Raw genomic sequence first — 21,044 nt, 5'->3', positions numbered from 1 at the left:
GTCAAATCTTAACACGGAGCAATAAAGGAAGCAACGAAGAGGATGTTGTATAGAGAAATACTATGCATCATGATCTGGGGTATGGGCATTTGTTTAAGACAGCTTTTCTGGATATAGAAATCATGTAAATTTTGAAATAAGCTGCCTTCTAATGACGATAATAATAAGCGAATTTTTAAACTGGATTCTTATTTAAAATAGTAAGCAAATTATGTGCTGCAGGGCGCTGAAAAGAAGGGTGGAGATTGAGATCCGGCATCAATAGCGGCCTCTTCTTGGAATGCTAAGATCAATACCTAAAAAGAAAACTTGTATGTATACTTAAAGGCCCGATAGCCTTCAGCAGAGATGCATATATAGGTAAATCAAGGTAAAACTGGTTAACATTAAACACAGGAGCCGGCCCTATAGAGAGCTGGCTCCTGCTTTTTTATAAACCCATATATGGATTAGCTGGCCATTTCCTTGTACCGCTTCAGGGCCTCTATATAATAATAGTCGCCATAGGTGAGCGGGGTGTCCACTTCGGTGCCTGCGGGCTTATGGCCCACGCCGTGTTTCAATATAAAGCCTCCGTTGGTGCCGGGCGCGGCTTTGTACTCCTCGGTCGAGAGGTTCTTCAGGATGGTCTCGGCAGCGCTGACATATGCCTTGCCCTTCGCCTCGTCCACGTACCCGCTCAGCTCCAGCAGGGCAGAGGCCATGATGGCGGCGGCAGAGGCATCGCGCAGCGCATCTGGAATGCCCGGCGCGTTAAAATCCCAATATGGAATCATATCCTCCGGCATGTTCGGGTGATTCAGCATGAAATCCGCGATTTGCTGCGCCTGCTGCAGGTACTTCTCATCTTTTGTCTCGCGGTACACATCAGTAAATCCATATAGACCCCAGGCCTGCCCCCGTGCCCAGGCCGACTCGTTGGCTGCGCCCTGTGCCGTTTTCTTTTCCTGCACCTCGCCCGTAGTGGGGTTGTAGTTGATGACGTGGTAAGTGCTGTTGTCGGGCCGGAAGTGGTTTTGCATGGTGGTGTTGGCGTGCGTCACCGCGATATCGTAGTATGTGGAATCGCCAGTCACTTCCGTTGCCCAGAAAAGCAGGTCCAGGTTCATCATGTTGTCGATGATCACGATAAAGTCACCGGCTTCAGAATCCCAGGAGCGGATGGCCCCCACCTCCGGGTTGAAGCGCGTGGCCAGCGACTTGGCGCTGTTGAGCAGAATCTCCTTGTACTCGGGCTTGGAGGCGATGCGCTCGGCATTGCCGAAGCTGTCGAACATCATAAAGCCCAGGTCGTGCGTGCGGGTGTTGTGCTGCTCCTTTTCCAGCAGTTTCAGCACGCGCATGGCCTCGTCGTACAGCGCCTGGTCGCCGGTTTCCTCATAGAGGTAGAGGAGCGTGCCCGGGTAAAATCCGCTGGTCCACCACCCGGTGTCGCTGGTTTCCAGGCTGTCTGTCTGTGCGTAATATGTTTTGGGCAGCCTGTCCTGCGGCAGCCGCGCCATCAGCACCTTGTATTGCGCGGCTGCGGCCTTAAAGCTGGAGTCAGGTTGCAGGGTTACGGCCTCGGTCGGTGTCTGATCCGTTCCCTGCGTGTTTTCGCTGCTGCTGCAGGCGCTGCCCAGGCAAACACTGGCGAGGAGCAGGACTTTGGCGTATAGATTCTTCTTCATGTTAGGTTTGGCGTGTTTATATATGATTTTTGTGAAAGATTCTTTTCAGGGTCCTGCAGAGAGGCTTTCATAAAGTTACAACAGCGCAACAGGAAAGCATTTCTATATATGGCTCAAACTGCCTTGAACAACTGAAGCCGAAAGCGAAAACTAAATATAGGTTTTTTCAGCCATTATCACCCCGACGACAGGGCTTTAACCACAGCTATATATAAACAGGCGCTTTCTTAAAGCCCGCAACGTTGCAGGATTCTGCCTATCTTTTCTTAATTTGCCTCAAACCGAAAATCCGAGCACATGACATATCCAGATAAGTTAATGGCCATCCGGAGCCAGATGAAAGGGGAGGGTGTGAGCGCTTATATCATTCCTTCCGCCGATCCGCACATCAGCGAGTACCTGCCGGACAGATATAAATGCATCGAGTTTGCCTCCGGCTTCACTGGCTCGGCGGGCACCCTTGTGATCACGGAAGATTTCGCCGGGCTCTGGACCGACGCCCGCTATTTTGTGCAGGCCAAGGAGCAGTTAAATGATACTGGTTTCGAACTGGTGCCCCTGCAGACACAGCATGCGCCGGAGTATATAAGCTGGCTGGCCGACCGTCTGCCGGAGGGCGCTACCGTGGCCTTTGATGCGAAGCTGATTTCGGTGGGGCTGGCGCAACTGCTCGAGGCGCAGCTGTCGCCGCTCGGCATCCAGCTCAGAACGGACCGCGACTACCTCGAGCCGATCTGGCAAAACAGACCTGCGCTGCCCACGGCGCCCGCTTTTCTGATTGGGGAGGAACTGACAGGAGAATCGCTTGGGAGCAAGCTGGAAAGGCTGCGGGCGGCCCTGAAAAAACAGCGCGCCGATTACCACCTGATCTCTTCGCTCGACGACCTGGCCTGGCTCTTTAACATGCGGGGCGCCGATGTGAAGTGCAACCCGGTGGTGCTGAGTTTTGCGCTCATCACCCAGGAAACGGCCATGCTGTTCATCAACACAGCGAAGTTCAGCCCGGAAGATCAGCAGAAACTGCTAACGGCCGGGGTGGAACTGGAAACCTACGACCTGGTGGAGAAGGCCATTGCCGCCTTACCGGATAATACCAGCATCTTCATCGACCCGAAGCGAACTTGCTATGCCCTGTATAAGCAACTGCCGAAGTCGGTGCGCGTGGTGCAGGACACGAACCCCACCACATTGTTTAAGGCGGTGAAAAATGAGGCGGAGGTGGCGAACACCCGCAGCACCATGATCAAGGACGGCGTGGCGCTGACGCGTTTCTTCAAATGGCTGGAGGATAATATCGGCAAAACTAAAATCACGGAGCTGTCTGTGGCGGACAAGGTGCGGGCGTTCCGGGCCGAGCAGGAGGATTTTGTGGGCGAGAGCTTCGATACCATTGCGGGCTACAAAGCGCACGGGGCCCTGCCGCATTACCGGGTAACGGAAGAGAGCGATGCCGAGCTGCAACCGGATGGCTTGTTCCTGCTCGATTCCGGCGGCCAGTACCACACCGGCACCACCGACATTACCCGCGTGGTGTCGCTGGGCAACCTGACGGAGGAGGAAAGCCTGGATTATACGCTCGTGCTGAAAGGCATGATCGACGGGGCCACTGCCCGCTTCCCGAAGGGCACGCGCGGCTACCAGATCGATGCCATCACGCGCAAGCCCCTCTGGGACTACGCCCGCAACTACGGCCACGGCACCGGTCACGGCGTCGGCTTTTTCCTGAACGTACACGAGGGGCCGCAGGTCTTGAACCCCAGCCCGATGCCCGTGGATATAGAACTGGGCATGATCACCTCGGTGGAGCCTGGCATTTACCGCCCAGGCAAGCACGGCATCCGCATCGAAAACCTGGTGCTGACGGTGCCTGCCGAGACAAACGACTTCGCCGAGTTCTATACCTTCGAGCACCTGACACTCGCCCTCATTGACACGGCGCCGGTGAAAAAGGAACTGCTGGAGGCGCACCAGATCAAGTGGCTGAACGCCTACAACCAGCAGGTGGTGGAGAAATTGGGGCCGCACCTGAATGAGGAGGAACTGGCCTGGCTGAAAGAAAAGGCAAAGGCGATTTAATGGTTATATGGCTGGATGCAAAGATTATAAAATGTTCAGCCCCACTTTATTTAAGAGAGGTATAAGGTCTTGAGCATGGTTCTGTTAGGGACAGGTAGGGACCTGTCCGCGCGAGGGCTGAAAGATGAAGCAGGAACGGTTGCCCCCCGCAACAGCCCATCCTGTTCATCTTCTAATCCTGTAAATCCTGATTCAGACAAACGAGTCGGACAGGTAGCGACGCGTCCCTACGAAAACATGAAATTGGAAAGCACGGCTGCTATATGCCGCTATATATAAATCCAGCGCCTGTATTCTTACTTGCTGATTTTATCGCTACTTTCAGGCCGTGAGAGACTATTTGCTGTTTGTAGACACGGAAACCACGGGCATCCCGAAAAACTGGCACGCGCCTTATACCGACAGGGAGAACTGGCCGTGCTCCGTGCAGATAGCCTGGGCCGTCTATACCAAAGCGGGCGAGACAGTCAAGACGGAGAACTTTTACGTGCGCGATGATGACTTCAACATCTCACCGGAGTCCGTGCGCATTCACGGCATCACCCACGATTTCCTGATAAAGCACGGCGTGCCGCGCGAGCAGGTGCTGACGCAGCTCACCGCCGATCTGAACCAGTACCAGCCCCTGGTCGTGGCCCACTACATGCAGCTCGATTACCACATGATCGGGGTGGGGTATCACCGGGCGGACATGCACAACCCACTGCCGGGGCTGCCGCTCTTTTGTACTATGAAAGCCTCCTCCCGCTTCCCGCTCCAACACCGCCAGCGTTTCCTGCGTTTGGGAGAGCTATATGAGCGGCTGTTTCAGCGGCCCATGGGGCGCCAGCACGACTCCCTGGTCGATGCCACGGCCGCGGCTGACTGCTTTTTTGAGCTGGTGAAGCGCGGCGACATCGACGAAGGCATGATCGAAAAGCAGCATGCCCTGGATGTGCCGGATTTATATCCATCCTTAAAAAACAAGGCTGGTTGCGGCGTTACCGCATTGCTTATGTTCTTACTGACCCTGTTGTTTACTTACGCGATATATGGATAAGCTTGAATTTCTGAAAACGGCGAGGCCTTTCAATGTGCTCTCGGAGGAGGTGCTGCTTGGTGTGTCGGAGCTGCTGCAGGAGGTGCGCTACACCAAAGACACGCCCATTTACCACCAGGAGGTGACAAAGATGCGGGGCGTGGACATTATTGCGGAGGGGGAGTACGAGGCCTTTTTCTACGACAGCGAGCAGAACAAGCGCGTGATAGAGCTGCACCACGCGGGCTACTGCTACGGCGGCGTGTCGGTGCTGCTGAACCGGAAAAAGTCGCTGCGCTCGGTGATCGCAAAGAAAGGCACGGTGGTGTACTTCCTGCACCGGAAGGATTTCAGGGCGCTGTGCCAGACAAACGAGGAGTTTTTCCAGTTCTTCACCGCAGAGTTCGGCAAGCGGATGCTGGATGACGAGTACGCCCACTTCGTGAAGCGGCCCACGAATATCGAGCAGAATTATATTGCCTCCGACCAACTGTATTCCCGCAGAATCGAGAGCCTGGAGTACCGGGCCATCGTCAGCTCCGCCCACGACACGCCCATATATGAGGCGGCCAGGTGGATGAGCGCGCAAAAAGTAAGCTGCCTGTTTGTGAAAGATGCCCAGAATAACATCATCGGCTACATCACCGACATCACCCTCCGCGACAATGTGGTGGCCCGCCAGGTAGAAGTGAAGGCGCCCATCAGCAGCGTGATGGACAATCCGATTGTGTCCATCAGCACGCAGGCTTATGTGTATGAGGCCATCCTGCTGATGTTCCGGACGCAGACGCGCTATCTGCTGCTGGAGGAGGAGGGGCGGTATGTCGGCTTCATCAGCCGCAACAAGCTGTTAAGCGAGCAGGCGCAGTCGCCGTTTATGTTCATCCAGTCGGTGAAGCTGGCCCGTTCGGTGGAGGAATTGCGGCGGCGCTGGCAGAAGGTGCCGGAGATTGTGTACCAGCTGCTGAGCCGCGGCGTAAAGCCGGAGATTGTGAACCAGGTGATCACCACCGTGTCGGACACCATCGCCCTGAAAGTGATTGAGGGCGTGATTGAAGAGATGGGCACGCCGCCTGCCAAGTTCGCCTTCATTGTGCTGGGCAGCGAAGGCCGCAAAGAGCAGACGCTCAAAACCGACCAGGACAACGCCATCATCTACGAGGACAAGGCCAACGAGCAGCGCGAGCTGGTGCGGGAGTATTTCCTGAAGTTCGCCGACCAGGTGTCCGAGCGGCTTGACAGGATCGGGTTCAGCTTCTGCACCGGCGGCTATATGGCCAAGAACCCCAAATGGACGCACTCGCTCTCGCACTGGAAGCGCAACTACGTGGCCTGGATAAAGGAGCCCGACCCGGACAAGGTGATGAAGTTCGCGGCCTTCTTCGACTGTCGGTTTATATATGGCGAGCCCGCCATTATAGACGAGCTGCGGGAGTTTCTGGACGAGGAACTGCAGAAGCCGCTGGGCCGCTTCCTGTACCATATGGCCAACAACGCCATGCAGTACGTCCCGCCGCTGACCTACTTCAACAACATCAAAACCTATACGGTAGGCACACAGGAGGTATTTAACATAAAAAAAGCAATGACACCCATTGTGGACCTGGTGCGGGTGCATGCTTTGCAGAACCGCATCTTCAAAACCAACACGGGCGAGCGGCTGGAGGCCCTGATGGCGCAGGGGGTGTTCACGGAGACAGAGTACCAGGAACTGATGCAGTCGTATTACTACCTCATGAGCATGCGCCTCAAGAAGCAGGCGGTGCAGATCATCAACGACAAAGCGCAGCCCGAAAACCTGATCGACATCCGGAGCCTGACAAAAATCGAGCAGGTTACTTTGAAGGAGATCTTCAAGACCATCGCCAACTTCCAGACCAACATCAAAGTGAAATTCACGAACGCCCTGTTCGGGTAGAGGAGGGGATATATAAATAGACAGGAGCAAAGGTTAATGAATCTGGAAAAGCACTACGATGAGTTGTGGGAAAACGCGCTGCAAAAGTTTCAGGCAAGTGCTTTTGAACCGGACCCGTTCCTGAATTCTGCAGAAGACGACCGGTTCGGCCTTACGCTGCTTTTCCGCCCGGATGCGGCCGTAAAAGAATCCATCGGGGCCTTTCTGCAGGAGCTCCGGCAAGTGGAACCGGCGCAGTATTATTATCCCGCCTCAGACCTGCACGTCACGGTGATGTCGGTGATTTCCTGCCACGCAGGGTTTAGGTTGGCGGATATAGATAAAGCGGCCTATAAAAACGTGCTGCAGGAGTGCCTGGCAGAGGTAAAAACTTTCCGCGTCAATTTCAGGGGCATCACGGCCTCCCCCTCCTGCGTGATGGTGCAGGGCTTCCCGGCCTCGGGGCAGCTGAACGACCTGCGCGACAAGCTCCGGGAAAGCTTCCGTAAAACTTCCCTGCAGCAGACGATGGACAGCCGCTATATCCTCCGGACAGCCCATATCACCGCCGTCCGGTTTAAGGAGCCGCTCCAAAACCCCGCTGTCTTTTTGGAGAAGCTGCAGGACTTCAGAAACCGTTCCTTTGGCGGCACCGTGGTGGGGAAGGTTGAACTGGTGTACAACGACTGGTATCAGCGGCAGGCGCTGGTGCAGCGGGTAGATGCATTCCGGTTAAATCAGCCATAATTGCTGCAGCCTTTCCGCCCGGAGGGTTGCCAATTTATATATAGGCTTAGCACATTTACGTTGGGTAGCCTTACCTTTGGGCGCAGCCTGCGGGTTGCTCCATCTACCGAAAGATTTATGAGTAGTCTCCTGTTGTTGTTCGGTTGCCTGGCGCTGGGCCTCCTGTTGCAGAGAGTGCGTGACTTCCCGCTCAACTCGCCGCAGGTGCTCAACCAGTTCATCATATATATATCGCTGCCGGCACTGGCCCTGTACTTCATCCCGGATATAAAGCTCGACAGCACTGTGCTGTTGCCGGTGGCGGTAGGGTGGATCTGCTTCGCCGCCTCGGTGCTTTTCTTCTGGGGCCTGGGCAAAATGTTCGGCTGGTCGCGCAAACTGATCGGCTGCCTCATCCTCACCGCCGGGCTGGGCAACACCTCCTTTATCGGGTTTCCGGTTGTAGAGGCGCTTTATGGCCCCGAGGGACTCAAAACAGCCATCCTCATCGATCAGCCGGGCACTTTCGTGGTGCTCTCCACGCTGGGTATTGCGCTGGCCGCATACTTCTCCAAAGGCCAACCCGATGCAAAGGCCATCATCCGGAAGATATTCTTCTTTCCGCCGTTCCTGATGTTTTTCCTGGCTTTGCTGCTCAACGTGCTGAACCTAAGCTTTCCGGATGTGCTGAAGGAGGCGTTTCAGCGGCTGGGCAGCACCGTTACGCCTCTGGCGCTGGTGTCGGTAGGCATGCAACTGCGGTTCGAGCGGCGCAGCAGGCACTGGCGTTTCCTGGCACTGGGGCTGCTCTTTCAACTGATATTGGCGCCGCTGCTGATTTACCTGCTCTACGTGCGGGTGCTGGGGGTGAAGGGGGAGACAGCGCAGATTTCGGTGATAGAGGCCGCCATGGCCCCCATGATCTCGGCCAGCATTGTAGCCTCTTCTTATGGCCTGAAGCCCCGCCTGGCTAATATGATGGTAGGCTTCGGCATTCCCCTCTCATTCCTGACCATCGCCTTCTGGTACTGGCTGGTGCAGGGAGTGTGAGCTTCGTTGCTCGTTTTTAGTGTTTGGTGTTTCTTTTTTCGTGGTTTAGGTCCAGGAGGCAATAATGAGGTGGCGAATTTTGCCTCACTGAAACAGAAAGGCCTGCTACGACTTCACCATATATGGCAACAGCCGAAAGCTGCTTAAATACTACACACGAACAACAAACAACGGAATCAGTCCGGAAAAGTGTCCAGCTTGATTTTCTCGATCAGGAGGTAGTTTTTGAACTGGTGGATGAGGCGGTCCATCTCGCGTTCTTTCTCGGTGAGCGCCGCCATTTCCTCATCGGAGGTCTGCAGCACCGGGCGCAGCCGGTACAGGCTGTCCTGCAACTGCGGAATAGACGCCTCTATATGCTCCTGCATTCCGACGGGCTGTGCTGCCTGCAGGCGCTGCTCCAGTTCCTGTATATAGCGCTCCAGAAACGCCACCATGTCCCAGGGGTTATTCGGGCGGTTCCAGGTGAAAGTGGTGTTGCAGCGGCGGCAGCGGTAGGTGTTGCTCTTCCAGCCATGTTCGTTGGACGCCACGCCGGTTTTCTTCAGCATGTCGGCCTTGTGGCATTTGGGGCACTGCGCCCTGTCCTCAATAATTTTCTCCAGGCGCTCGCGCTTCTCCAGAATGGCGGCGCGGTTTTGGGCATGTTTATATAGTTGCGTCTCCAGGTTCCGGCAGGCGGCGGCTAGCTGCTCCTGCTGCTCGTTCAGCTCTCCGGATGTTGCCAGTTGGGCGCCCCGCTTGCTGAAGAAGCGGATCAGCTTTACCAGTTCCCGTTCGTTTGTTTTCAGTGCCTTGTCCATATATGACAAAGGTAAGAGTATCAGCCGAAGTATGCCTACAGCGCCCCGGGTAAAGCGTCTTTATATAAGGCTGCCGCTGCATTGGCACCTGATTGAATGGAGCGGTATATATGGCGTTGCGGAAGAAAGGATAAAGCTACCCTGAATTAGCAGCAGCTCCTGGTGCGCCTCATTTAATCTCCGTTCCTTTTCAACCTGCCGTGCCGCTTCGCCAGCTTCTCTCAGCCAAACCGCAGTATGAAAACGGTTCCCACGCCTTCACCGGACTGCACCTGAATCGTGCCGCGGTGGAGCATCACGATCTGCTTGCACAGGCTCAGGCCAATGCCGCTGCCATGCTTCCTGGTGCTGAAAAACGGGATGAAGATTTTTTCCAGCACCTCTTTAGTCATGCCTGTGCCGTTGTCAGCCACCTTCAGCACAACCCTGCCGTCCTTATCAGTGTAGGACACCAGAGAGATTTCCGCATCAGGGGTGTCTTTCACGGCCTCGATGGCATTCAGCAGCAGGTTTATCAGCACCTGGTCCAACAGGTTGGGATCGGCCTGCAGGGCGATGTCCTGGTCAGGAAGGGCTATATGGAGCCTGATGTGCTTTTGCGCCAGCATGGGCTGCATGAGCCGGTGCAGGTTGGCAAAGAGGTCTTTTATATATACCCGGGTGAGTTGCAGAGAGGTGATTTTGCTGAGGTTGCGGTAGGTCTGCGCGAACTTCAGCAGGCCTTCGCTCCGGCGCTTGATGGTGCCGACACCCACTTCCAGATCCTCAAAATCCTCTGAGGAGGCCCCTGTCACCACGGCTTCTTTCAGGCGGTTCTTCAGCGTGTCGGCCAGCGAGGAGATGGGCGCGATAGAGTTCATGATCTCGTGCGTCATCACGTTCAGCAGCTTCTGCCAAGCCTGTGATTCTGTTTCCTCCAGCGCCTCGTTCACGTTCTGGAACGCCACCAGTTTGTACCGGTTGCCGTTGCTCTGCCACATGCTGGCCGACAGCAGGACCTTGATGCTGCTCTTGTCCAGCTGGCTTGTGTGGGCGGTGGCTAACCTGCGCTGGCCCGGCCGCAGCTCAAGCACTTCTTTATATAATTCGCTGTCCCGCTTCTCCAGGTAATGGATTGTTTTCATGAAAGGCACGTGCAGCATTTTCTTGATGGCTTCGTTCATCAACAGCACCTCGCCGCTGTCCGGATTATACGTCATGATGCCTGTGTCCACCATCTCCAGTATCTTCTGAAGTTGCTGGTGCTGCGTTTCCTTTTCCCTGTTAATACTTTTAAAGGTAGTGTTGATTTCGTTGTATCCCTTCCGGAGCATGTCCAATTGAACGGAGTCGTGCCTCTCATGGAAGTAGCGGGAGAAGTCGCGGTAATGGACAGACTCCACAAACTGGTTCAGGTCATCCTGCGCCTTCCTCAGGAACCGGATAAGTTCGTAGACCTGGTAGATGAGGAGGGGCAGGAGGAAGACGAGCACCTCCGGCCAGCCTTTCAGGATGACCAGGGCCGGGGCGCTCAGGGTGAGGCACAACAGCGCGACCCGCAGGATCAGTTTTGCCTCAAAGTTCCTAAATGTCATACTTGCCCAGTCGTCTGTACAATGCCGTGCGCGTGATGCCCAGTTCCTTTGACGCCCTCGACAGGTTGCCGCTGTGCTTCTCCAGCACGCGCAGGATGGTGGCTTTCTCCAACTCCTCCAGGTTCGACTCCTGCTGCTGCGAATGGGCGGCAGGGGCGGCCTCTATGGGAGAGAAGATGATATCCGTTGCCTCCAGCACATCGCTGTCAGCCATGATGACGGCCCGCTCCACGGCGTACTGCAGCTCGCGCACGTTGCCGGGGTAATGGTAGTGCTTCAGCTTCTCCAGCGCCGCCTTCGAAAAATCAGGAACCGGCCTCATGTATTTTTTAGAATAGACAGCGCCGAAATGCCGCGCCAGCAACACAATGTCGTCGCCACGGTTGCGAAGCGGCGGAACGGTAATCTCCACGGTGTTGATTCTGTAGATAAGGTCTTTGCGGAAGCGGGCTTCGTTGGCCATTTCCACCAGCGGCACGTTGGTGGCGCACAGCAGGCGCACATCTATATCCACGGGTGCGTTGGCACCCACCCGCACCACCTGCCGGTTCTGCAGCACGCTGAGCAGCTTCGACTGCTGGTGCAGCGAGATGTTGCCGATCTCGTCCAGAAAGATGGTGCCTGTGTGCGCCGCCTCAAAACGGCCGGCACGGTCTTCGCGGGCATCCGTAAAAGCGCCTTTCTTGTGCCCGAACAGCTCGCTCTCAAAAAGAGATTCCGTCAGGGCACCCACATCCACTTTCACAAAGGGTTTGTCGGCGCGCAACGAGTGCTGATGGATTGCTTTGGCGATGAGCTCCTTGCCCGTTCCGTTCTCGCCCAATATCAGGATGTTGGCATCGGTGGGAGCCACTTTCCTTATCTTGAAAATAATGTCCTGCATCACCTCCGACTCGCCCATCAACTCTGAACCGATGGCGGGTGCAGGCGCAGCGGGGGAGGATGGCCCGGAGCCATTGCCCTTTTTACTGATGGCTTCCCGGATGGTGGTGAGGAGTTTGTCGTTGTGCCAGGGTTTGACGATGAAATCGTAAGCCCCCTCTTTCAGGGAGCGGATGGCCAGGTCAATGTCGCCGTAGGCGGTGATCATGATGACGGCGGCGCCGGACTTGAGCGCCTTTATCTTTTTAAGCCAGAAGAGCCCTTCGTTGCCCGTGTTGATGGAGCTGGCAAAGTTCATGTCCAGCAATATCACGTCGAACGCGTGGTGCGCCAGCAGCGACGGGATGTTCTCCGGGTTCTTTTCGGTGATGATCTCCTTTACCTGCGGCCGCAGCAGCAGCCGCACCGCCGTAAGCACATCGGTATCATCATCCACAACAAGTACGGAAGCCTTCTTTAGTTGCATATCGCCTGTTCTACAGCAACGAAAGAAACTACATTTATGCCATTATTGCAAGATGCTGATTCTGAGTATATATAGCCATCTGCTGGCAGGCCAGGGTGTGCAAAATCGCACACCTGCTGCGCGTTTCTGCACGCTGCTTCATCAAGGTTTATATATAACTTGCTGATAACAAGGCTTGTGCTGTTCTGGCATTTGTTCTGCAGCCAATACAGGACGAAACAAAACTGAACGGCTAAACCATCTGCATCATGTACCGGAACTACTTCAAAACCGCTTACAGGCACCTGCTCCGCCACAGGGGCTTCACCTTCATCAATATCTCCGGCCTGGCTTTAGGCATCACCGCCTGCCTGCTCATCGGGCTGTTTGTGTACGACGAACTGCAGTACGACAAGTTTCTGCCGGAAGGCGACCGGGTATACCGCGTCTACAACGACAAGTCGGCCGAGGAAGCCGGTGAGATTTTAGCGGTGGTCCCCCCGATGTTCGGGACATCGCTGGAGCAAAGCGTTCCGGAGACGGAGACCGTTACGCGCATCCTGATGCTGCAGTTTGATGCAAAGAACCTGGTGGACTACGGAGAGAAGAGCATCTACGAAATAGGCCGCTTCTACGTCGACCCGACCTTTTTCGAGGTTTTCCAGCTTCCGTTTATATATGGCTCCCCGGAAAAAGCGTTGGATGATCCTTCCTCTATCGTTATCTCGGATGCTTTTTCTGAGCGGGTTTTCGGCGATGTAAATCCTGTCGGGAAAGAAGTGTCTGTCAACAAGCTGCCGTACATTGTCAGGGGCGTGTTCAGTACCTCAGAGCGTTTTCACCTGCCTGTCAACTTTATACTCCCGATGGCGGCCGCGGAACTGGATGCCGAGCGCATGAAAAGCTGGAGCTGGCAGCAGTTCTATACCTATGTGAAACTCCGGGAATGGGCTGACCCGCAGGCAGCGCAGGCCAAACTCCGCGACATTGTTAAAAAGCAGATTGACCCGGACAGGAACGTGCCTTATCAATACCGCCCCTTCCTGCAGCCCCTGCACGAGGTGTACCTGTACTCATCAGCCTTCAAGTACAACCGTTTCAACCAGGGCAACATTACCTATGTGAAGGCCCTGAGCACCATTGCTGTTTTCATATTGCTCATTGCCTGCTTCAACTTTGTGAACCTGGCCACCGCCAAGTCGACGCAGCGCGCCAAAGAAGTGGGCGTCAGGAAGGCGGTAGGGGCCAGCCGGGGGCAGCTCATGCTGCAGTTTTTAGGAGAGACGGTGCTGCTCACGCTCGTCAGCGTCGTATTCGCCGCGGCCCTTGCCTCGCTGCTGCTGCCCTCGCTCAATGCCTTCACGGGGAAGGGAATGACTTTCAACGTGTTTACGCATCCGTCGCTTCTGCTGCTGTTGCTTGGCCTGACGCTGCTGGTGGGTATTCTGGCGGGGCTGTATCCGGCGCTGGTGCTGTCGGGTTTCAGGCCTGTAAAGGTGCTGAAGAGCGCCGTGGTGATAGACAGCAGCATTGGCAAGATTCAGTGGCTGCGGCATGGGCTGATCGTGGTGCAGTTTGCCCTGTCTATTTTCCTGATCATCTGTGCCATGATTGTATACAGGCAGGTGTCTTACCTGCACAACAAAGACCTTGGATTCAACAAAGACCAGATCATGTTCTTCCAGATGCGGGGAGAAAACATGTTCGAGAATTACGAAACCTTCAAAAACGAACTGAAAAAGGGGCCAGGCATACAGGAGGTGTCTATCGGTTACGGCTTTCCGGGCGATGCGACGGCCGGCGACAGAGTCATCGTGCCGAAAGGCGGGGAGCAGGTACACCACGGCGTCACGCTGCTGATGGTGGACTTCGACTACCTCGGCACGCTGGATATGAAGGTGGTGGCGGGGAGGCCCTTCTCAAAGGAGTTCAAAACAGATGCCGACCAGGCTTATATCATTAATGAGACGGCCGTACGGGAACTGGGCTACGGCACGCCGGAAAAAGCGCTCGGGCAGCCGCTCCTGTGGCCAACCTGGGACAACCAGGATTCGCTGAGGGAGGGAAAGATCATTGGCGTGGTGCAGGATTTCCATGTGGCAAGCCTGTACGACAAGGTAGAGCCTACGGTGCTGCAGATTTACCCGGGCGCCAACGTGAAAGTAGCCGTGAAAATAGGATCCGGGAACCTCGCGGCTTCCATAGCGCATGTGAAGGAAGTCTGGGACAAATTCTCTCCTGATTACCCCATCGAGTACATTTTTATGGACGATAATTTCCAGAAGATGTACGAGGCGGAGGACAAGTTAAAGTCCCTGCTGACCATTTTTACAGGCATCGCTATTTTTGTAGCCTGTATGGGCCTGTTCGGGCTGGCCGCCTATGCCGCCGAGCGCCGGAAAAAGGAGATCGGCATCCGGAAAGTGATGGGAGCCGAAACGTCCTCTATCGTCGCACTGCTCTCCAGGGATTTCCTGAAACTGGTGGTGGTGGCGGCGCTGATTGCCTTTCCGCTGGCCTGGTATGCCATGCGCCAGTGGCTGCAGGATTTTGCGTACCGCATCGATATTCCGGTATGGGTGTTTATTGTAGCGGGTATGGTGGCAGCGCTCCTGGCTTTTCTCACCATCAGCTACCAGGCCATCAGAGCGGCTACCGCCAACCCTGTCATGAACCTGCGAATGGAGTAAGCGGACTTGCCTGGCAACAGCACAAAAGGCGGCTCCCTTTGCTAAAAAGTAGGGCCCGTCGCCTATGGCCGCATATTATGTACCAGTTAGTTTTGAAACGATTTCTGTGTAGATATGCTTTATATATGGGACAGCGGGCTTCTGGTTTAGCCGGCGGTAAGGGTTATTCATTCTATGCACGAAGCAATTCCGAAACAAAGTTTATATAGGAGCAGAGTTTTCTGTTATCTGATGCTGGCTCTAACAGGTTTAGCAGCAGCCTGTGATGCGCCGCAGCCGACTGCCACTGCCGCAGCAGGAACACCGGCTGGTGTAAATGTCACAACCGATATGAGTCTGGATGAGTTACTGACGCGGCACCAGGAGTACGAGCGCATACAGTTGAAGAGAATGCCGTCGGGCCACCTCCAGATGCAGGTTTCCCTGAACGGGGTGCCCGGAAATTTTATACTGGACACAGGCGCCGGCGCTACCATACTGGAGGAGAAGCGAAAGAGTGCATTCCGTTTGGAGTCGCGCTTATCTGACAAAAAGTTTACGGGCACGGGGGGAAGCGCCACCGGCATGCAACTGTCTACCGGCAACAGGATGAAGATAGGGCCGCTGGAGATTGATGACTCGAGCATCTACCTGGTGAGCCTTAGCCATGTAAACGAGGCATTCCAGAGCATGAAGCTGGAGGAGGTAGACGGCATTATAGGCGCTGACATCCTTTCTGCGCATCGTGGGGTTATCGATTACTCAAACCTGGTGCTGTACCTCCGGAAGTAGAATACTTGCCTTGCCTCCTCCCAGCTATCTTACCCGACCGATTACCTATTCTTCCTGCCTTTGTTTTTCTTCCTGGCTTTGCTTCGCTCACTTTTCAGCCGCTTGAATTCCTCGTTCGGAAGGGTAACGGTGTAGGTGGCTGTTGCCAGGATGGTCGTGTCGGTGTCAAAGTCGTAGGCCAGCGTCAGGGAGAGCTGTTTGTGCTCGTTCAGCACATAATCCTCGCCGGTTTTGTCAAAGACGCGGAACGTGTTTTCGCCATCCGTCACATGCCTGGAGTCGGCGAGGGCCAGGCAGTCGCCGGTAATCACGAGGGGCGAATCCAATTCATCCACAAAATCAAAAGGCTGGTAATACTTCCCGTCTTTCCGGTGGGTGATGTACTCGATGTTGTCCAGGTGCAGTTCAATCTCCCGGTTGCCGCTGTCCCGGTGCTGCTTTAACTGGCGAATGTTGCCGACTAATTTCATTTGCTTGATCCCCTTTACAACCTCTCCTGTATGCCCTGCTGCTATCCATATATAGCAAGCGGGGGTGAGCTTTCTCGCTGCAAGGTACGCATACTAGCCTATATACCCTGTACTCCTGAAGCAGGTGGGACATATAAGTGGGGTATATAGGAAAGATTATATAGTATGTCTATACCTTAGCGACGTCGGGGTGTACCCAGGGCTGCCGGTAAGGGCGGGCCAGCAGGGCGTTGGCTTCCGGGTCGCCCACGATTTCGCGTTTGGCAGGGTCATATACCAGTGGGCGGCCGCCCAGCACCATGGACAGGTTAGCAAGAATGCAACTGGCCGTCGAGATATGACCTTCCTCAATGTCAGCCACCGGGCGACTGCCTTTCTCAATGGCGGCCAGAAAATCTTTCATGTGCAGCCGCGTGGCCGGGGCCGCGTGCAGTTCAATGTCCTTCTCAGCCAGATCCTCGGGGTATTTTTCTTTTTCAAACACGGCATCCCGGTGTATCTTCTCCCCATCGCCCACTGGTATAAAATCATACTGCATCGGGCTGGCGTGCAGGGTGCCCTTCTCGCCATATATGGTCAGGCCCCATGGATAATCGGGGTTGGCGGGGGTGCCCCAGGTGCGGTGCTGCCACACGCAGTTGAGCCCGTCGTACTCAAAAAGGGCCGTCTGGGTGTCGGAGGTGTTGGCGCTGCCTTCTTTCTGCACATAGATACCGCCCGTAGAACTGACGCTTTTGGGCCAGCCGAGGCCCAGCATCCAGCGCGCCGCATCGAACATATGGATGCACATGTCGCCCACAATCCCGTTGCTGTATTGCATGAAATTGCGCCAGCGGCGGTGCGGCAGCCCGTCGTAAGGGCGCATGGGAGCGGGGCCCGTCCACATGTCGTAGTTCAGGAAAGCCGGAACGGGCTGCTCGGGCGGGTTGGCGGTGCTGCGCATGTGGTAGTAGCAGTACATCTCCACGTGCGCCACCTTGCCGAGGAGCCCGGCATCCACGATGTTTTTCTTTGCCTCGATGAGGTGCGGCGTGCTGCGGCGCTGGGTGCCCACCTGCACCACGCGGTTATATTTTCGGGCCGCCGCCAGCATGGCTTCGCCTTCCAGCACATCCACGCTGATCGGCTTCTGCACATACACGTGGGCGCCGGCTTTGACGGCCGCAATCATCGGGAGGGCGTGCCAGTGGTCGGGGGTGCCGATCAGCACGATGTCGAACTTATTGTCGTTGAGCATTTTGCGGTAATCGCTGTAGAGCCGGGGCTTCTTTCGCTGCTTCTGGCGCTGGTTCACGATATCGGCTGCACCCCGGAGCATGTTTTCATCCACATCGCACAGGGCCACCACCTCCACCGGGGCCACCTGCATCAGACGGAACAGGTCGCTTTTCCCGTACCAGCCCGCCCCGATAAGGCCGACGCGCAGCGGCTTTGCCTGCGGGTCCAGGCTCATTCCATGCGCGCCAAGCGCTGTGAGGGCCAGGGCGGCCGTTGCTCCTTTCAGAAAATCGCGGCGATTGATAGCGGATATAGGCATCGTTTGATCTGGGTATATGGCTTGATGTCCGGTAAAGCATGAAAGCTACGGTATACGCTCCTGTGGCAGTAGGCGTGTTTTGGGCAGCATTCAGAGCAATATAATAATATTCTTACTTTATCATAAATCCTTATGAAGAATTCTTGCCTCTGCCGGGCATAAATAGCGAAAGACCCGGAGATACCGGGTCTTTCGTGTCGGGCAAGGCAAAAGCCGCCCTATTAATATAGAGGCGGTTCCCGCTCAGTCTTTCTCATTTCCTAAATCCACATTGCTTTTGTGGCCCTTCAGCGTGCTGGCATTGGGCTGGTCGTTGCGGAACTCCTTGTCTGTGCTGTCTGCGCCGCGGGTGGTGGTGGTCAGGTTGGCGTGGTCGCTATTGTCAGGACTTGCCTTTCCTTTCTTGGCACCGCCGCTGTCGCCTTCCCGGCTGGGCTTGTTCTCGCCGCGCGTATTGTCCGCACCGCCTGCCACCGGACCGGTATTGGTGCCCTGCGGGCGCCCGCTCACGTTCTTGTTCTGGTCAAAATCTCCTTTGTTCTCGATGTTTCTATTATTCGTGCTCATCTGTTTTCCTCCTTCTATATATAAAACATGTCATCCGCCGAACCTGTTCGGGGTAGTCAATTGTACGGGCAACACAAGACATAAGGTTGAGATAGCGTTTTTTATGATTGATTTTACTAATATTATTAGTTATTCAGGTCGAATAACAGCATTTCAAAACCAGTTATATACAAATGCGTACTTGATTAGCAAAACATACAGAAGCGACTTATGAAACTGAAAATAGAAGAGAAGCCATACCTGCCAAACGGGCGGCATATCGTGCAGATTACGGAAGTGGAAGAAGGCAGGAGCGAGAACAAAGACGTGCCTTTTATTAACTGCCGCCTCGAGAACGAAGAGGGCTTTATAAACCAGCGCTTTTACCTGAGCGAGCCTGGCCAGCCCATCCTGGCATCATTCCTCAAGGCCGCAGGCATCGAAAAGACGGCGATGGACTCCAGGGAGCTCAAAGGCAAAACCCTGTCGGTGGAGGTGGAGGAGCGGACCTACGAAGACTCGGAGGGGAAAGAAAAGACCATCAAACAAGCCACCCATTTCGAAACAGTGGGGCAGGTAAACACCTCCGACAGGTTTTAAAATTCTATATGCCGCAATAAAAAAAGGAGCGACAGGCTCCTTTTTTTATTGCGGCATATAGAGCAAAGGGTGTATCCTGTTTGCTTATAGAGAGCTTCTGTTTGAATCGCCCTATATATAAGCTGAATTCTGCAACCAGAAAATCACGGAGCCTGGTTATGATATCGGGCATGAGGGGTGGGAAGCGATGAAACAGCATGTACCCTGTCAAGAAATGCCGGAAGCATGTAGCTGGATTTTTTCGCAGGGATATGGGCGACATCTGCAGGACATGGCGCTTCGGGAAACTGTTGCCGGACAGCAAAGAAAGCGTAAATTTGCAGGGGCAGCGCAGGCATTGAGCGCAAGTGCCCGCGAAAAGCGTTTATATATAACCAGAGGAGCCGGCATGAACCCGAACGTCAAAGCATATATAGAGTCCGGGGTTTTGGAACTGTACGTCATGGGAGCCTCAAGCCCAGCGGAGGCCCTTGCCGTGGAACAGATGGCTGCGGCCCATCCGGAGGTCCGGCAGGAGCTGGAAAACATCAGCCTGGCGCTGGAGGGCTACGCACGGGCGCACGCCGTGACACCGCGCAATACGGTAAAGCCGCTGCTGCTGGCCACCATAGACTATATGGAGCGCCTGAAGCACGGGGAAGTGCCTGCCACTCCCCCGGTTATCACCCCTGAATCCCACATCGCAGACTTTGCCACCTGGCTCGACCGGGAGGATATGGTGCTGCCGCCGGATGCCGATAGCATTTACGTGAAAATCATTGGCTACACGCCTGACGCCACCACGGCCATTGTCTGGATAAAAGAGGAGGCCGCCCAGGAGGTACACCACGACGAGCACGAGCGCTTCCTGATAGTGGAAGGAACCTGTGACATCGTGGCTGGGGAGGATATCCACCAGCTGGCAGCCGGCGATTATTATGCCGTTCCGCTCCACACGGCGCACACGTTCAAGGTTACCTCAGCGGTGCCCTGCAAAGCGGTGCTGCAGCGCCTGGCGGTAGCCTGACTTCGGCCGTGCCTTTCGCTGAAGCTATATTTAGGCCAGCCTTATTACAAACGAAACCTCCCGCTTGCTACAGCTATCAGCAGGAATTGCCCTTGTGCAGGATAAGGATCACGTCTATGATTTTGTTTGCCAGCGCCTCGTCCATGTCCAGGGCCGAGTAGAGGTAGGTCATCAGCTCTTTTTCCTTGTCCGTCACCACACAATCCGCGAGCAGCAACTGAATGGTCAGGGCGAAAAGTGTGGGCCTGTTCTCGACGGCAACTTTGTCCACTGAGTTGTCGATGAGGCCTTTGCTGCCGACCTTGGCCTGGGCATAAAAAACGGTTTTGCTGTAGGCAAGCACGTCGTGTCCCTCAAAAAGTGTTTTACCGGCCAGCGCCTCCGACAACTCCTCCAGTTCTTCGTCTGCAATGGTGCCGTCTACGGCTATGCAGGCGTGCATGATTGCTATCCAGGCTTCCTGCTCGTTTTTAGGGGCGTAGGAAGCCTGGGGTGGCGGACCCGTGTTCGTCTGGCCTGTTGTATTGAAATAACTTTCCATAATTATGAGTGGTATGCCCGCAGGTTATATGCCCCATGGGCTGCCTGGCCCGCAAATTTGCCTGCGGCGCACCTGGGGCAGAAGAGGTAAAAACTGTGTTTTATATATACGTTGGCACGCCTGCTGGGGCGGAGACCAACCCTTTACGTGCGCGTTGCCGCCAGCGGATGCCTGCTGCGCGAGCCGTCCACGCTCCAGACACCGGAGCCGCTTGCGGCTATATAGAGGAAAAGGAAGCAGTATAAAACGGCCAGTTCGCCGCCGTTTACAATGGGCAGGGGGTGTTGAGGGAGATGGGCCATAAAAAAGGCCACGGCCATCTCGCCGCTGGCAACAAAGGCGGCCCAACTGGTCAGCAGTCCTATCATGATCAGCAACCCGCACACCAGCTCAATGATACCGGCAACCCCCATCATCGAGGCTAGCTCTACCGGGGGATTGTCGCCGGGCCAGCCGAAAAGCTTCTGGGTGCCGTGCATGGCGAAAAGCAATCCTGCCACGATGCGCAGAATGGCATACAGCCGGGGGCTGTGGTTTCCTAAAAATCTCTCCATCGTACATTTATTTTAGAGTGGAACAATTTAAAAACACCGGAACGCCTTCGTGGATGCGCGTAATAGGCATAACGTGTAAAATGCTATATAGTTGATGTTTATATAGAAAGCGTGACGCGGAGGCGCATGCTGCAGCCCGGTTTTGGCTGTCCTACCATATAGGCAGGTGCCACTGACTGCCTAGCGTA

General features: G+C 55.1%; 18 protein-coding genes. 9 read left to right on the top strand and 9 right to left on the bottom strand.

Features of this window, described 5'->3' with window-relative positions; all coding sequences use genetic code 11:
* Positions 1-449: 449 nt before the first annotated feature.
* Positions 450-1,670: a glycoside hydrolase family 88 protein gene (locus tag GSQ62_RS02475; RefSeq protein WP_161888039.1), complete on the bottom strand. Its 1,221-nt coding sequence runs from the start codon at positions 1,668-1,670 to the stop codon at positions 450-452.
* A 297-nt stretch (positions 1,671-1,967) separates the two neighbouring features.
* On the opposite strand from GSQ62_RS02475, the gene GSQ62_RS02470 reads away from it, so the two are divergent.
* The 5 genes from GSQ62_RS02470 (at position 1,968) to GSQ62_RS02450 (ending at position 8,437) form a co-directional block, all read left to right on the top strand.
* The gene (locus GSQ62_RS02470) at positions 1,968-3,746 is read left to right on the top strand and encodes an aminopeptidase P family protein (protein WP_161888038.1); all 1,779 of its coding nucleotides are present in this window, start codon (positions 1,968-1,970) and stop codon (positions 3,744-3,746) included.
* A 328-nt stretch (positions 3,747-4,074) separates the two neighbouring features.
* A complete protein-coding gene (locus GSQ62_RS02465) occupies positions 4,075-4,785 on the top strand; it encodes a 3'-5' exonuclease (RefSeq protein ID WP_161888037.1) in 711 nt (236 codons plus the stop codon).
* A complete protein-coding gene (locus GSQ62_RS02460) occupies positions 4,778-6,682 on the top strand; it encodes a DUF294 nucleotidyltransferase-like domain-containing protein (RefSeq protein WP_161888036.1) in 1,905 nt (634 codons plus the stop codon). Before GSQ62_RS02465 ends, GSQ62_RS02460 begins: the two co-directional genes overlap by 8 nt.
* Before the next feature lie 36 nt (positions 6,683-6,718).
* Positions 6,719-7,408, top strand: a complete 690-nt coding sequence (locus GSQ62_RS02455; protein ID WP_161888035.1) for a 2'-5' RNA ligase family protein — start codon at positions 6,719-6,721, stop codon at positions 7,406-7,408.
* A gap of 117 nt (positions 7,409-7,525) precedes the next feature.
* A complete protein-coding gene (locus tag GSQ62_RS02450; RefSeq protein ID WP_161888034.1) occupies positions 7,526-8,437 on the top strand; it encodes an AEC family transporter in 912 nt (303 codons plus the stop codon).
* Between the two features lie 176 nt (positions 8,438-8,613).
* On the opposite strand, the gene GSQ62_RS02445 is transcribed toward GSQ62_RS02450, so the two are convergent.
* The 3 genes from GSQ62_RS02445 to GSQ62_RS02435 all read right to left on the bottom strand — a co-directional run bounded on the left by GSQ62_RS02445 (position 8,614) and on the right by GSQ62_RS02435 (position 12,162).
* The gene (locus tag GSQ62_RS02445) at positions 8,614-9,240 is read right to left on the bottom strand and encodes a hypothetical protein (RefSeq protein ID WP_161888033.1); all 627 of its coding nucleotides are present in this window, start codon (positions 9,238-9,240) and stop codon (positions 8,614-8,616) included.
* 221 nt (positions 9,241-9,461) lie between these two features.
* Positions 9,462-10,814 carry a sensor histidine kinase gene (locus tag GSQ62_RS02440; RefSeq protein WP_161888032.1) on the bottom strand — a complete coding sequence of 451 codons (1,353 nt, stop codon included), beginning with the start codon at positions 10,812-10,814 and terminating at the stop codon, positions 9,462-9,464.
* Complete coding sequence (locus GSQ62_RS02435) at positions 10,804-12,162, bottom strand: sigma-54-dependent transcriptional regulator (protein ID WP_161888031.1); 1,359 nt, start codon at positions 12,160-12,162, stop codon at positions 10,804-10,806. Before GSQ62_RS02435 ends, GSQ62_RS02440 begins: the two co-directional genes overlap by 11 nt.
* Before the next feature lie 248 nt (positions 12,163-12,410).
* Here GSQ62_RS02435 and GSQ62_RS02430 point away from each other — a divergent pair, with 248 nt between their 5' ends.
* Together GSQ62_RS02430 and GSQ62_RS02425 are read left to right on the top strand one after the other, a co-directional pair.
* Positions 12,411-14,831 (top strand): ABC transporter permease, encoded by a 2,421-nt coding sequence (locus GSQ62_RS02430; RefSeq protein WP_161888030.1) that lies wholly within the window; start codon positions 12,411-12,413, stop codon positions 14,829-14,831.
* Positions 14,832-15,161: 330 nt separating this feature from the next.
* Positions 15,162-15,602 (top strand): retropepsin-like aspartic protease, encoded by a 441-nt coding sequence (locus tag GSQ62_RS02425; RefSeq protein WP_161888029.1) that lies wholly within the window; start codon positions 15,162-15,164, stop codon positions 15,600-15,602.
* Between the two features lie 41 nt (positions 15,603-15,643).
* On the opposite strand, the gene GSQ62_RS02420 is transcribed toward GSQ62_RS02425, so the two are convergent.
* The 3 genes from GSQ62_RS02420 to GSQ62_RS02410 form a co-directional block, all read right to left on the bottom strand.
* On the bottom strand, positions 15,644-16,072 hold the full coding sequence (locus GSQ62_RS02420; protein ID WP_161888028.1) for a hypothetical protein: 429 nt from the start codon (positions 16,070-16,072) through the stop codon (positions 15,644-15,646).
* Between the two features lie 169 nt (positions 16,073-16,241).
* Entirely contained in the window at positions 16,242-17,609 is a 1,368-nt protein-coding gene (locus tag GSQ62_RS02415) for a Gfo/Idh/MocA family protein (protein ID WP_161888027.1), read from the bottom strand.
* A 243-nt stretch (positions 17,610-17,852) separates the two neighbouring features.
* Positions 17,853-18,176: a hypothetical protein gene (locus GSQ62_RS02410; RefSeq protein WP_161888026.1), complete on the bottom strand. Its 324-nt coding sequence runs from the start codon at positions 18,174-18,176 to the stop codon at positions 17,853-17,855.
* A gap of 210 nt (positions 18,177-18,386) precedes the next feature.
* Here GSQ62_RS02410 and GSQ62_RS02405 point away from each other — a divergent pair, with 210 nt between their 5' ends.
* Together GSQ62_RS02405 and GSQ62_RS02400 are read left to right on the top strand one after the other, a co-directional pair.
* The gene (locus GSQ62_RS02405) at positions 18,387-18,755 is read left to right on the top strand and encodes a hypothetical protein (protein WP_161888025.1); all 369 of its coding nucleotides are present in this window, start codon (positions 18,387-18,389) and stop codon (positions 18,753-18,755) included.
* Positions 18,756-19,143: 388 nt separating this feature from the next.
* Positions 19,144-19,761: a cupin domain-containing protein gene (locus tag GSQ62_RS02400; RefSeq protein ID WP_161888024.1), complete on the top strand. Its 618-nt coding sequence runs from the start codon at positions 19,144-19,146 to the stop codon at positions 19,759-19,761.
* 76 nt (positions 19,762-19,837) lie between these two features.
* Here GSQ62_RS02400 and GSQ62_RS02395 read toward each other — a convergent pair whose 3' ends face one another.
* Both GSQ62_RS02395 and GSQ62_RS02390 read right to left on the bottom strand, forming a co-directional pair.
* Positions 19,838-20,302, bottom strand: coding sequence for a TerB family tellurite resistance protein (locus tag GSQ62_RS02395; protein ID WP_161888023.1), 465 nt, complete (start codon positions 20,300-20,302; stop codon positions 19,838-19,840).
* A gap of 143 nt (positions 20,303-20,445) precedes the next feature.
* Entirely contained in the window at positions 20,446-20,856 is a 411-nt protein-coding gene (locus GSQ62_RS02390; RefSeq protein WP_161888022.1) for a DoxX family protein, read from the bottom strand.
* Between the last annotated feature and the right edge of the window lie 188 nt (positions 20,857-21,044).

This window comes from Pontibacter russatus, assembly GCF_009931655.1.
In the GTDB taxonomy this organism is placed as follows: Bacteria; Bacteroidota; Bacteroidia; order Cytophagales; family Hymenobacteraceae; genus Pontibacter; species Pontibacter russatus.
This window is presented reverse-complemented; position numbering and strand designations above follow the sequence as displayed.

Coding starts and splice junctions, on each gene's coding strand:
- GSQ62_RS02475 (WP_161888039.1), bottom strand. CDS start 1,670: ATGAAGAAGAATCTATACGCCAAAGTCCTGCTCCTCGCCAGTGTTTGC.
- GSQ62_RS02450 (WP_161888034.1), top strand. CDS start 7,526: ATGAGTAGTCTCCTGTTGTTGTTCGGTTGCCTGGCGCTGGGCCTCCTG.
- GSQ62_RS02430 (WP_161888030.1), top strand. CDS start 12,411: ATGTACCGGAACTACTTCAAAACCGCTTACAGGCACCTGCTCCGCCAC.
- GSQ62_RS02390 (WP_161888022.1), bottom strand. CDS start 20,856: ATGGAGAGATTTTTAGGAAACCACAGCCCCCGGCTGTATGCCATTCTG.
- GSQ62_RS02470 (WP_161888038.1), top strand. CDS start 1,968: ATGACATATCCAGATAAGTTAATGGCCATCCGGAGCCAGATGAAAGGG.
- GSQ62_RS02405 (WP_161888025.1), top strand. CDS start 18,387: ATGAAACTGAAAATAGAAGAGAAGCCATACCTGCCAAACGGGCGGCAT.
- GSQ62_RS02425 (WP_161888029.1), top strand. CDS start 15,162: ATGAGTCTGGATGAGTTACTGACGCGGCACCAGGAGTACGAGCGCATA.
- GSQ62_RS02455 (WP_161888035.1), top strand. CDS start 6,719: ATGAATCTGGAAAAGCACTACGATGAGTTGTGGGAAAACGCGCTGCAA.
- GSQ62_RS02410 (WP_161888026.1), bottom strand. CDS start 18,176: ATGAGCACGAATAATAGAAACATCGAGAACAAAGGAGATTTTGACCAG.
- GSQ62_RS02460 (WP_161888036.1), top strand. CDS start 4,778: ATGGATAAGCTTGAATTTCTGAAAACGGCGAGGCCTTTCAATGTGCTC.
- GSQ62_RS02415 (WP_161888027.1), bottom strand. CDS start 17,609: ATGCCTATATCCGCTATCAATCGCCGCGATTTTCTGAAAGGAGCAACG.
- GSQ62_RS02435 (WP_161888031.1), bottom strand. CDS start 12,162: ATGCAACTAAAGAAGGCTTCCGTACTTGTTGTGGATGATGATACCGAT.
- GSQ62_RS02445 (WP_161888033.1), bottom strand. CDS start 9,240: ATGGACAAGGCACTGAAAACAAACGAACGGGAACTGGTAAAGCTGATC.
- GSQ62_RS02395 (WP_161888023.1), bottom strand. CDS start 20,302: ATGGAAAGTTATTTCAATACAACAGGCCAGACGAACACGGGTCCGCCA.
- GSQ62_RS02400 (WP_161888024.1), top strand. CDS start 19,144: ATGAACCCGAACGTCAAAGCATATATAGAGTCCGGGGTTTTGGAACTG.
- GSQ62_RS02420 (WP_161888028.1), bottom strand. CDS start 16,072: ATGAAATTAGTCGGCAACATTCGCCAGTTAAAGCAGCACCGGGACAGC.
- GSQ62_RS02440 (WP_161888032.1), bottom strand. CDS start 10,814: ATGACATTTAGGAACTTTGAGGCAAAACTGATCCTGCGGGTCGCGCTG.